General features: G+C 38.9%; 12 protein-coding genes and 1 riboswitch. All 12 genes read left to right on the forward strand.

Annotation, left to right across the window (positions count from 1 at the left end; all coding sequences use genetic code 11):
* The first annotated feature begins 128 nt into the window (after positions 1 to 128).
* Positions 129 to 231: riboswitch (SAM riboswitch) on the forward strand.
* A gap of 116 nt (positions 232 to 347) precedes the next feature.
* Positions 348 to 1541: a methionine adenosyltransferase gene (gene metK / locus ACZ41W_RS11470; RefSeq protein WP_464312119.1), complete on the forward strand. Its 1194-nt coding sequence runs from the start codon at positions 348 to 350 to the stop codon at positions 1539 to 1541.
* A 131-nt stretch (positions 1542 to 1672) separates the two neighbouring features.
* Positions 1673 to 3889: an SF1B family DNA helicase RecD2 gene (gene recD2, locus ACZ41W_RS11475; protein WP_464312120.1), complete on the forward strand. Its 2217-nt coding sequence runs from the start codon at positions 1673 to 1675 to the stop codon at positions 3887 to 3889.
* Between the two features lie 8 nt (positions 3890 to 3897).
* Positions 3898 to 4656 carry a phosphoribosyltransferase family protein gene (locus ACZ41W_RS11480; RefSeq protein WP_464312121.1) on the forward strand — a complete coding sequence of 253 codons (759 nt, stop codon included), beginning with the start codon at positions 3898 to 3900 and terminating at the stop codon, positions 4654 to 4656.
* A 57-nt stretch (positions 4657 to 4713) separates the two neighbouring features.
* Positions 4714 to 5124, forward strand: coding sequence for a hypothetical protein (locus ACZ41W_RS11485; RefSeq protein ID WP_464312122.1), 411 nt, complete (start codon positions 4714 to 4716; stop codon positions 5122 to 5124).
* Positions 5125 to 5289: 165 nt separating this feature from the next.
* Positions 5290 to 5583, forward strand: a complete 294-nt coding sequence (gene flgM, locus ACZ41W_RS11490; RefSeq protein ID WP_464312123.1) for a flagellar biosynthesis anti-sigma factor FlgM — start codon at positions 5290 to 5292, stop codon at positions 5581 to 5583.
* A 72-nt stretch (positions 5584 to 5655) separates the two neighbouring features.
* The gene (locus ACZ41W_RS11495) at positions 5656 to 6147 is read left to right on the forward strand and encodes a flagellar protein FlgN (protein WP_464312124.1); all 492 of its coding nucleotides are present in this window, start codon (positions 5656 to 5658) and stop codon (positions 6145 to 6147) included.
* A 42-nt stretch (positions 6148 to 6189) separates the two neighbouring features.
* Positions 6190 to 7845: a flagellar hook-associated protein FlgK gene (gene flgK / locus ACZ41W_RS11500; protein WP_464312125.1), complete on the forward strand. Its 1656-nt coding sequence runs from the start codon at positions 6190 to 6192 to the stop codon at positions 7843 to 7845.
* Between the two features lie 20 nt (positions 7846 to 7865).
* The gene (flgL, locus tag ACZ41W_RS11505) at positions 7866 to 9461 is read left to right on the forward strand and encodes a flagellar hook-associated protein FlgL (RefSeq protein WP_464312126.1); all 1596 of its coding nucleotides are present in this window, start codon (positions 7866 to 7868) and stop codon (positions 9459 to 9461) included.
* Positions 9462 to 9475: 14 nt separating this feature from the next.
* Complete coding sequence (locus ACZ41W_RS11510) at positions 9476 to 10045, forward strand: DUF6470 family protein (protein ID WP_464312127.1); 570 nt, start codon at positions 9476 to 9478, stop codon at positions 10043 to 10045.
* A gap of 12 nt (positions 10046 to 10057) precedes the next feature.
* Positions 10058 to 10504 (forward strand): flagellar assembly protein FliW, encoded by a 447-nt coding sequence (fliW, locus tag ACZ41W_RS11515; RefSeq protein WP_464312128.1) that lies wholly within the window; start codon positions 10058 to 10060, stop codon positions 10502 to 10504.
* On the forward strand, positions 10504 to 10728 hold the full coding sequence (gene csrA / locus ACZ41W_RS11520) for a carbon storage regulator CsrA (RefSeq protein ID WP_464312129.1): 225 nt from the start codon (positions 10504 to 10506) through the stop codon (positions 10726 to 10728). The genes fliW and csrA overlap by 1 nt, the downstream gene beginning before the upstream one ends.
* Before the next feature lie 134 nt (positions 10729 to 10862).
* The gene (locus ACZ41W_RS11525; RefSeq protein WP_464312130.1) at positions 10863 to 11675 is read left to right on the forward strand and encodes a flagellin N-terminal helical domain-containing protein; all 813 of its coding nucleotides are present in this window, start codon (positions 10863 to 10865) and stop codon (positions 11673 to 11675) included.
* The last annotated feature ends 109 nt before the right edge of the window (positions 11676 to 11784 follow it).

The raw sequence follows: 11784 nt of genomic DNA on the forward strand, positions 1-11784 counted from the left end.
GGCGTTGGAAAAACTGAGTTTAGTTATACTAAACTCCAAAGCACATAAAAATAAGTCAAAAAAATATGATTTTTGTGTTGTACAAGCTTCAGATGTGTGCTATTATGGTCAAGTAAATTTAATAGTAATCCTTATCAAGAGAGATGGAGGGAATAGGCCCTATGAAGTCCAGCAACCGGTTATACACGGTGCTAAATCCTACGGGTAGTACGGATACCTGGAAGATGAGATTGTAATAAAACACACCCTCTTCTTGCGAAGAGGTTTTTTTTATGCCTACGATTCATCAAATGCGATAAAAGGATTGAACTGCTTATGCAGTACTAAAACTTATGGAGGTGTTTTATATGTCTAGAAAAAGATTGTTTACTTCTGAATCGGTGACTGAGGGTCACCCAGATAAAATTTGTGACCAAATTTCAGATGCTATTTTGGATGCTATTTTCACTCAAGATCCAACCGCTCGTGTTGCTTGTGAAACCTCTGTTACAACAGGGTTGGTGCTCGTTGCTGGAGAGATCACGACGAATTGCTATGTAGATATCCAAGGCATCGTACGTTCTACGATTAAAGAAATTGGCTACACAAGAGCAAAATATGGTTTTGACGGCGATACTTGTGGCGTGCTTGTTGCAATTGACAAGCAATCAGATGATATTGCAATGGGCGTTAACCAAGCGCTTGAAAGCAAAGAAGGCAGCATGAAAGATGCTGTTGAAGCAATTGGAGCAGGCGACCAAGGGATTATGTTTGGTTTTGCTTGTGATGAAACTGAAGAACTCATGCCGCTTCCTATTTCTTTAGCACACAGATTGGCGAAAAGATTATCTGAAGTGAGAAAAAACGGCACATTAAAATATTTAAGACCAGATGGAAAAACTCAAGTAACGGTTGAGTACGATGAAAATGGTCGACCATCGAGAATTGATACCGTTCTTATTTCAACACAACACAGTGCAAAAGTCACAAGAGAGCAAATTGAAGCGGATTTAATTGAGCATGTTATCAAACCGATTATTCCTGCAGATTTATTTGTGAATACAAGAATTCTTGTGAATCCAACTGGCCGATTTGTAATCGGTGGACCTCAAGGAGATGCAGGTTTAACAGGCCGTAAAATCATCGTAGATACTTACGGTGGCTATGCAAGACATGGCGGTGGTGCTTTCTCGGGTAAAGACCCAACAAAAGTAGACCGTTCTGCGGCTTATGCGGCAAGATACGTAGCAAAAAACATCGTTGCAGCTGGTTTAGCTTCAAAATGTGAAATTGAACTTGCTTATGCAATCGGCGTTGCGCATCCAGTATCTATATTGGTAGAAACTTTTGGCACTGCGAAAGTATCGGAAGATTTAATTGCGGATTTAGTAGATAAACACTTCGACTTAAGACCAGGCGCAATTATCAACAACCTTGGATTAAGAAGACCAATCTACAAACAAACAGCAGCTTACGGTCACTTCGGTAGAACAGATGTTGAATTGCCTTGGGAAAAAACAGACAAAGCAGACATTCTTAGAAGTGAAGCTTTCGGTAAATAATATCATTCATTCAACACAATTTATTTAACACAGAGCAGAAACAATTCACCTTGTTTCTGCTTTTTTCATGTCTTAGAAGCACGAATTATGATAAAATATGAACATAAGTTCGGGAAAAGTCGAGGCATATTATGCAATCACAAGAGGATAAGATCATATACGAAGGCGTCGTATACGACATCATTTATTATAATGAAGAAAATGGGTATGTCATCGCCATTATGGAAGTAGATGACGAACTCCTCAGCATCAAAGGGACTGTCCCTTTTATTCGAGAAGGGGATCGCATGCGCGTTTGGGGTAAGCTTGAAGTGCACGCATTTTATGGAGAACAGCTCAACGTCGAGTATGCAGAACATATTCGACCAACTGAATCGGATGAAATTTACCGGTATTTAGCGTCGGGCATTATCAAGGGAATTGGAGATACCACCGCTCAACTATTGGTAGAAGCATTTGGGACACGTACATTGGACGTCATCCAAAATAGTCCTGATGAACTGATCCGAATTCCGGGAATTGGTCCGAAAAAACTCGAGCAAATTGTTCAGTCTTATAAAGAACAATATGAACTCAGAGATTTTGTCATGTATTTTCAAGGACTCAATTTATCTGTGAACATGGCGATGCGCATTTATAAACGATTTGGTTATGAAGCCATCATTAAAATTCAGAAAAACCCATACATACTTGCAGATGAAATGGTCGGGGTTGGGTTTAAACAAGCGGATCAAATTGCCATGAAGCTTGGCATTGACTTCCATTCGCCATTTCGAATTGCATCCGGCATGACGTATATTCTCAATTACGAGGCCACAAGTGGACATACGTATTGCGAAAAGCAATTTTTATTAAAGCGTACGCAGCAAGAACTCTCCGTCAATATGGAAGAAGTTAGTCAAGAGCTTGAGCAAATGGTCATATCGGGACAGGTATTTGTCGAGCAAATGGAAAATGATGTCGTTGCCGTTTATTTACCAAGTTTATATTATGCGGAGCAACAAGTGGCAGGTAAACTCTATCAGCTTGCCACCCATGCGGCGCAGTATTCTTTTTACGAATTTGACGAATTTATGACGAATTTTGAATCCAAACGAGGGATTTTACTGGCGCAAAAACAAAAAGAAGCTGTAAAAGCTTCTATTAGCGAAGGGGTCTTTGTCTTAACCGGTGGTCCTGGAACTGGAAAAACGACGATTATTAATGCAATCATAGAAGCCTATGAAGTGAAAGAGAAGAAAGTATTGCTTGCAGCACCAACTGGCAGAGCGGCTAAGCGAATGACGGAAACCACACAAAGGGAATCCAAAACCATTCATCGTCTATTAGAGTTTCAAGGTGAAAACAATTTCCAAAAAAACGCGGAGAGTCCACTGAAGACAGATGTTTTAATTATCGATGAGATATCGATGGTCGATATCATCTTGATGTATCGACTGTTAGATGCTGTAGAACTTGGAACACATGTTATTTTTGTAGGGGATTCCGATCAATTGCCATCTGTAGGGGCAGGAAGTGTCTTAAAAGACTTAATTGATAGTGGCTGGATCCAGACACATCGTTTGACGGAAATTTATCGGCAAAGCGAATCTTCGTTAATCGCCGTGAATGCTCATATGATCAATCGAGGAGAGCTGCCTGTTTTAAATAAAGCGGACAAAGATTTTTTCTTTATTCCAAAGTCGAATGCAGAATCCATCTTGGCAGAGATTAAGAATCTCGTTCTTGAAAGACTCCCCAACTATTATAATTTTAACCCAATGGAAGATATTCAGGTTTTATCTCCTGTTAAAAGCAGTGGTGTGGGGGTCGAAGCGTTAAATGATATGCTTCAAAGTGTTGTCAACCCGCCAAATAAAAAGAAAGTTGAACGCACATTTGGCAAGCGAAAACTGCGTGAAGGGGACAAAGTCATGCAGATTAAAAATAATTACAATTTAGAGTGGACGAGCAAATACGCCGAGGAAGGCAAGGGCGTCTTCAACGGCGATATTGGCTTTATCACCGAAATAAACGAAGTGGAGCGGACGCTTACCGTCATCTATGATCAAGAGCGCGAGGTTGTTTATGATTTTCCAACAGTAGATGAGCTGGTATTGGCATATGCCATCACCGTACACAAAAGTCAAGGAAGTGAGTTTAAAGCGGTGATTATGCCAATGGCCTTTATACCACCGATGCTCATGAGCCGAAATATCCTATATACTGCCATTACACGGGCGCGGGAACTCGTCGTACTCGTGGGAGATAAACGCGCACTTGGCGAGATGATTCGTCGGACACATGAGATGAAGCGTCAATCTGGGTTGACACAAAAGCTAAAAAAATACAAAGCATATTTAGAATAGGGGCAACCATGGGAAATTCTTTAAATCGAATCAAACAAATCGCACTACAATGGTTATTTCCAGAAAATTTGACGTGTAATGCTTGTTCGTGTGAACTGCCGCCATATTCAGAGCGTCCGTTATGTGAAACGTGTGCTTCTGATATCCATCCGATGAGTTCAAAAATCTGTCAAAAGTGTGGTCGCAATATAGAGCTGACGTATCAACAACATGAAGATTACTATTTTAAGTGTAAAGAATGTCAGGAGCAATTTGTCTATTTTCAGAAGCATCGCGCTTATGGTGAATATGATGGAACACTTAAGGTGCTTCTCATGGGGCTAAAATATAAAAACCAGCGGTACCAAAGTCGCTATTTGGGGGATTTGTTGTGTGAACTGATTCGTTCGGATCAAACGCTTCAAACATTTGATTACATCGTGCCAGTTCCCGTGCATTTCACAAGGCGCTGGAGCAGAGGATATAATCAAGCGGAACTGCTTGCTCAAGTCATCAGTCGCCAAATGGCGCCTAAGGCCTATTGCGATGCACTTGTTCGCAAACGCCAGACGCAAAAATTAAAGAATCTTGGGAAATCGTCGAGAAAAAATATGTTGGAGCAAGCTTTTTTCTTAAATAAGCGCATGAAACAAGATTTAAAGGGTAAAAACATCCTATTAGTTGACGATATCTACACAACAGGTGCGACGTTGAATGCGTGTTCAAAGGTTTTATATGAATGCGGATGTGAGCAAATTCAATGTGTTACAGTAGCACGAGGACGCTGATACACTGGCGTTCATTGAGCACTAACAGTGTAAAGATTCAAGGGAGGATGACTTAACATGGGAGAGTTAGTTCATTGTAAAAAATGTAATCGATTATTCTCATCCACAGCGGGGGAAACGTTATGCTCAAGGTGCAACGAAGCTGTTGATGATGGTTTTATTCGCGTGAGAGAATATATCTATGATAACCCTTCCTCAAGTTTGATTAAAGTGTGCGAAAGTACCGATGTTAAGCCAGATGCTGTTCTTAAGTGGATCAAAGAGGGGAAAATCATCTTAGGTGGTAGTGCCACCATTGCCTTTTGCGAAAGATGCAATGCCCCAACAGATGGTGCGCGGTTTTGCAAGAATTGTGTTCAAGAAATCGCGAAAGGTTTAAAAGCTGGAATTCATTCAACAGATGATTCTAATGGAAAAGCAGATAAACAATCCACCGCTGGAATGCATATCAAACCCGATCGACGTTGACGTGTGAGGGTTAACTTAGAAAATCGCATCATTTTAATGATGAGAATCTCGCACAATTGTTCACTTCTCAAAAAAAATAACGGAATTTTTATAAATTCAGACTAAACTTACCTCCGCATATGCCGATATACCTAGTAGAGAAATCGGCAGTACGGGGGTGTTTTTATGAAGATTAATCATCAATTGAATGTACAAAATGTACAAAACGTATTAAAAACGTATGGAAAAAACGTCAAACAAACTGAAAATGTTGAGAAATCAAGCTTTGTAAATGACAAAGTTGAGATTTCTAGCGAAGCAAGAGAAATTCAAATTGCAAGAAAAGCATTATCTGAAGTGCCGGATGTTCGTAGCGAAAAAGTTGAAGCGCTCAAAGGTCAAATTGCATCTGGCAATTATAAACCTTCAGCAGAAGATATAGTTGATAAATTATTATCCGGTATAGGATCGAAAATTTAACCGCCGATTTCTTATCCCCCATACTATTGCCGGACATATTGTCCGGTTATTAATTTATTAGGAGCGTACTTTATGACTAAAGGTGCTGAACAACTGGTACAGACATTAGAAAAAGAGTCTGAAATATATAAAGAAATACTTGAACTTTCCTATAAAAAAAGAGATGCCATCAAAGGTCAGAATATCGATCAACTCGAACGACTGATTACTGAAGAACAAGGCTTGGTCGTTTCGCTCTTTAAATTAGAAGAGCTTAGAGAAAAAGTCGTGGACAAAATCATGCACGATGAACACATTGACTTTGTGGAAAATGTGACTCAACTGGCTCAATTGATGCGAGGCGAAGATCGCACACCGATATTAGATGCTAAAAACAAATTGATGGTTTTAGTGAAAAATGTTGCGGATGAAGTGAAGTTTAATAGCAAATTGCTGGAAGATAAACTGGATTTAATCAACTTCAATATCAACCTCATGGCAGCTGGTGCTGATACCGGAAGATATGACCGTAAAGCTACGGATGAAGAAACAGAACGTAAAAATATCTTTGACGTTCGCGTTTAATCACATGATTTGTTGAACATTTAGAAAGAGAGGAATGGTACTATGGCAGCAGGTTTTTTAGGACTCAATATTGCCTTATCGGGATTGTTTGCGAATCAACGATCTTTAGGGGTAGTTTCACACAATATTGCAAATGCCAACACTGAAGGCTATTCAAGACAATTGATGAATACAAAAGCATACAAACCTGATGTGTTACCTGGTGGCTTAGGAACATTGGGCGTAGGCGTTGACGTCACAGCCGTTAAACAGATTCGCGACAGTTACTTGGATTATAAGCTTAGAGCTGAAAATAGTGTACAAGGTGAATGGGAAGCGCGTTCGAGTGTCCTCACTGAAATAGAAGGAATTTTTAATGAACCGTCGGATTCAAGTATTGCTAAACTTTTAGATCAATACTATGAGTCTTTGCAAAGTCTACAAAAAAATCCTGAAAACTTAACAGCAAGAACGCTCGTTAGACAAAATACCATCGCGTTATCAGAGGGAACCAAAAGGATCTCCACCATGCTTAAAAATCTACAATCCGATTTGAACTATCAGTTTAAATCAGCAGTTGGTGAGATCAACTCTCTTTCAGAACAAATTGCAAAGCTTAATGAGACGATTTACAAAGCAGAGCTTGAAGGCGGTATTGCAAACGACGTGCGCGACCAACGAAACGTCCTAGTAGACCAACTTTCTAAACTCATGAACGTCGAATATTATGAAGATGAACAAAATCGATTTTTCGTCCTTGTAGGTGGACAACAACTCGTAGCACATTATCGTGTGGATTCGCTGGAACTTGTACCGAGAGATAAAAAACTGAATGAAGATGACGACTCAGATATCATGGATGTTGAATGGAGCAACGGAAATAAACTCAACATTGAATCTGGTAAATTAATCGGCTTACAGGAAGTCCGTGATAATATTACGGGAGATAAAAAAGGGATTCCATATTACATCAGTAAACTTAATGAGTTTATCGATACCTTTACAGCGACTTTCAACAGTGTTCATGAAACTGGATATGGACTTGATAAAAGCACTGGAACGTATATGTTTACAAAAGATAACATGACAACTGCTGAATATAAAGACTATATGCTGAAAAAAGGTCTGAACGATGGACCTGCAACGGAGATTACATCTGATGTAATGGCAGGTGTTTTGCCGACGATGACAGAGGATGAAAAACGCGATAAAATGAGTAGCAACATCAGCAATATTTTAGGGAACAATCCTATGTATAAAGATAAAGCGATCAGATTGATTAACGATAAGTATTATATCGTAGATCGTTTAAAAGCAAACGAAGTAACCATCGCTAAAGATTTAGAGGATCTCAATAAAATTGCAGCTGCCACAAAATCATCGGATATTCCAGGCGATGCAACCAACATCATCAAACTAATCGCAACACGTCATGACGTAAAACTCTATGAATGGGGTGCACCAGAAGATTATATGAAATCGTTGGTTTCCAACTTAGGAGTAGATGCTGGCGAAGCCAATCGTATGACCACCAACCAAAAATTATTGGTAAAAGAATATAGTACCGCAAGAGATTCGATTATGGGCGTATCTTTAGATGAAGAAATGGCCAGCATGATTAAATTCCAAACTGCCTATAATGCAAACGCGCGTATGGTCAATGTCTTTGATGAAATGCTGGATTTAATCGTCAATCGTTTAGGAACTGTCGGAAGATAGTCAAGTAAGGAGTTGAAGGTATGAGAGTTACAAATTCAATGTTAATTAAGGACATGCTGTGGAATTCCAATAGCAACCTTGTGAGCATGGCTCAAAAACAAACAGAATTGTCCACTGGAAAGCGTATTCACAGACCTTCTGACGATCCTGTGGGCATTACGCAAGTCTTAAAATATAAAACAGATATTCGCGAAACAGAACAATATAAAAAGAACGTCGACGACGCTCTTAGCTGGCTTGAAGTATCGGAAATTTCCCTCATGAGCGTAAAAGATATTTTACAGCGCGTAAGAGAACTTACCATTCAGGCAGCAAATGGAACCAATACAGCAGGTGATACACAAAAGATCAAAACAGAAGTTGAAAAACTAAAAGACGAATTGATTGTTGTTGGAAATGCCACAAATGCGGGTCGATATATTTTTACTGGACTTGAAACGAACAAAAAATTATTCAAACCAGACGGTTCTTTTAATATTGATATGACTTCAGCTCGTGTTGCAGCAAAAGAGACACCTGCCTATGAAGTGGCAATCGGTGAAGTCATGGCCGTTGGAACACACCCAGTAGATATATTTGGGGCCTTAACCAATAATAGCTTTTTCAATGGCCTCATTAGTAATAGCTCAGCTGAAACTGGAAAGGCTACACAAAGTACATTTCTGGCGACCATTGATATGAGCCATGATTTTACAGCGGATACACTGGATATTACCGTCGGTGGAAGTACGTTTAACGTCGATGAGAGTCTACTTGAAAATACAGCACTGAATCCATTGACAAAAGAAAGATTTTTAGATACATTAAAGCTCTCTTTTGACGGCACACATAATTTACAAGATGTTGCGGATGTGTATTTTAATCTCAATAATCAGCTTGTCGTTCAAGCGAAAACGCCTGGAGCAGCAACGACGATTAATGCAGGTGCAATCGTATCAGCGGGTGTTACACCGATTTCAAATACACCTGGAACCAACGGTACCGGTGCCACTATAACAGGTACAGGAACGGTAACCAATGCCGCAATTGCAGCGAGAACAGATATAGAGACTATGATTGTCAAATTAAATGGAATCGACGCAAGAATCACACTGGATTTTTCAACGATAAATGACGCTAATCAATTACAAACGGCGATCAATACACAGCTAAATGCAGCCTTTGGACCGTCGAGTCCAGTGACTGCAAGTGTGGTCGACGGTGGTACGATCAATTTTAACATAACGGGTCTCAACGATGGAGAGACCAATAAAATTGCAGTAGATTACGTTGTTTCAAATAAAAGTGAACTCATTACGGATATGTTTGAATTGATTGATGCACTGAACGTCAAGGATGATCCAACTTTACAAGCAAAGATTTCTGCAATAGATAAGCATCTAGAAAAAGTGCTTACAGCTGCTGGAGAAATTGGCGGTCGAGACAATCGTCTTGGATTCGTCAAAGATCGTAATGAAGAAAACGGCATTACATTTACGGGCTTGCTCAGTAAAATACAAGATGTTGACATGGCAGAAGCCATTATGTATTTCAAAAATCTTGAAAACATTTACCGAGCTTCATTATCCGTTGGATCAAAAGTCATTCAACCGAGTTTGGTGGATTTTATTAATTAAGAGGAGGGATTAACGTGCCTTTACAGATTTCTTCTCAACCGACCATTATCGCATGGAATCGTCAAAATGCTTCTTTGGAGTATTCCAAACCGCCTCAACAGACTTTGGATATTCAGACGACGAAACCCTTGCTTGAGATTCAAACGACGAAACCGCAGATTATCATCGATCAATCTGCGGCATTTGCCGATGCAAACTTAAAAAATGTCAAAGCATTTAGAGATGATGCCAATGCGTATTCACAAGAGGTATTGGCAAAAGGCATTGATCGAATCGTCTCACAAGGAAATGATTTTATCAATATTCACATAAAATCCGATCCAATACCGGATCATGCAATATATAATGCATTTGAGATGTTTGAAAAATCATTTGTATATGGCGTTATGCCGCAATCAGGACCAGAGATTTCCCTTGATCGTGGAACGGTAGATATCAATTTAATTAGAGGCGAAGTGACGAATCAAACGACCCCTCAAAAGATGGATTTTTCATATACACCATGGAAGATGGAGTATTATGTAAAGCAGTATGCATCAATTAATTTTCGATACGAAGAACCCCAATTTAAACTAAGTGTCTAGGAGGATGGAATTATGCAATTGTCGACAAAACATATGGGTGAGATTGAATACAAAGAAGAAAATATTATATACTTTAAAAATGGCATCCCAGGATTTGAAACCCACACAAAATTCATCATAGTTTTATCAGGTAATGAAGAACTTCCATTCCATTATTTACAGTCTATTGAAAATGAAAACTTAGCATTTGTGATTACGGATCCGTTTTTATTTGCTCCAAATTATGATTTTGAGATCCCAGATGATGTGGTGGATTCAATGGCGATTGAAAATCCAGAAGATCTATCCATCTATGCAATTGTGAATATTCCTCAAGAGATCGCTCAGACGACGATGAATTTAGCAGCGCCACTTGTGGTAAACAACGCGAATAATCGTGGCTGTCAGGCGATTTTACCAGACCGAGATGATATCAAATACAAAATTTTTAACCAAGTCTCAACTGAGGGAGAAAAATAATGTTGATTTTAACGAGAAAAAAAGGTGAAAGTATCATAATTTCGGGTAATATAGAAATACAGATTATGAATATCGAAGACGGAAAAGTAAAAATTGGCATTGAGGCACCTAAAGAAGTGAGTGTTTTCAGGAGCGAGGTCCTTGAGACCATTAAAAATGAAAATAAAAATGCTGTCGTTGAAGAAAATATACTGGAAAAGTTATCAAAAAACATGATAAAATAGTAATGAGAATTAAAAAACTGCCGATATAGTAATTAAGGTAGTCAAATTGCTATTTTTGTCGTAGTGATTTTGATTATAGATGTCTTTTCACATTCCAGAATGGATTCTGGTTGTAAATTCAAGGAGGAAACGTTATGAGAATTAATAACAACTTAATGGCAATGAATACTCACAGACAATTGAGTATTACAAACGGCGAAAGCACAAAATCAATGGAAAAACTCTCTTCAGGTTACAGAATTAACCGTGCTGGCGATGACGCTGCTGGTCTTTCTATCTCTGAAAAAATGAGAGCACAAATCAGAGGCTTAACACAAGCATCTAGAAATGCTCAAGATGGTATTTCATTGATCCAAACAGCTGAGGGTGCATTAAATGAATCTCATGCTATTTTACAACGTATGAGAGAACTTGCAGTACAATCTGCCAACGACACTAACGTAACCGTTGATAGAACTGCCCTTAACGCCGAAGTAACACAACTTAACACAGAGCTTACAAGAATTGGTAGCAAAACTCAATTCAATGAAAGAAACCTTTTAGATGGTACTTTGACAGGTGTTTTATTCCACATCGGATCAAATGCATCAGATACAATGTCTCTTTCAATTACAGCACAAACTGCAACTGGTCTTGGTGTCAACGCAGTAGCAATTGATACTCAAACAAATGCAGATGCTGCTATTACTACAGTTGACACTGCTATTAAAAACCTTTCTACAACTCGTTCAAATTTAGGAGCTGCACAAAACAGATTAGAGCACACCATCAAAAACTTAGACAATGCTGGTGAGAACTTACAAGCTTCTGAATCACGTATCAGAGACGTAGATATGGCAAAAGAAATGATGAACTTTACAAAACAAAATATCTTAACTCAAGCTGCTCAAGCAATGCTTGCTCAAGCAAACCAAGCACCACAAGGTGTTTTACAGTTATTGAGATAGGAATGAATGAAAAATTCGCCAAAGACTTGTTCTTTGGCTTTTTCTATTTTTTGGTACGTATATCATCACCACGAATTTCTGATCACATACATTCGGTGAAATAAAAAAA

This window comes from Fusibacter fontis (genome assembly GCF_055378735.1).

Coding starts and splice junctions, on each gene's coding strand:
- metK (WP_464312119.1), top strand. CDS start 348: ATGTCTAGAAAAAGATTGTTTACTTCTGAATCGGTGACTGAGGGTCAC.
- recD2 (WP_464312120.1), top strand. CDS start 1,673: ATGCAATCACAAGAGGATAAGATCATATACGAAGGCGTCGTATACGAC.
- ACZ41W_RS11480 (WP_464312121.1), top strand. CDS start 3,898: ATGGGAAATTCTTTAAATCGAATCAAACAAATCGCACTACAATGGTTA.
- ACZ41W_RS11485 (WP_464312122.1), top strand. CDS start 4,714: ATGGGAGAGTTAGTTCATTGTAAAAAATGTAATCGATTATTCTCATCC.
- flgM (WP_464312123.1), top strand. CDS start 5,290: ATGAAGATTAATCATCAATTGAATGTACAAAATGTACAAAACGTATTA.
- ACZ41W_RS11495 (WP_464312124.1), top strand. CDS start 5,656: ATGACTAAAGGTGCTGAACAACTGGTACAGACATTAGAAAAAGAGTCT.
- flgK (WP_464312125.1), top strand. CDS start 6,190: ATGGCAGCAGGTTTTTTAGGACTCAATATTGCCTTATCGGGATTGTTT.
- flgL (WP_464312126.1), top strand. CDS start 7,866: ATGAGAGTTACAAATTCAATGTTAATTAAGGACATGCTGTGGAATTCC.
- fliW (WP_464312128.1), top strand. CDS start 10,058: ATGCAATTGTCGACAAAACATATGGGTGAGATTGAATACAAAGAAGAA.
- csrA (WP_464312129.1), top strand. CDS start 10,504: ATGTTGATTTTAACGAGAAAAAAAGGTGAAAGTATCATAATTTCGGGT.
- ACZ41W_RS11525 (WP_464312130.1), top strand. CDS start 10,863: ATGAGAATTAATAACAACTTAATGGCAATGAATACTCACAGACAATTG.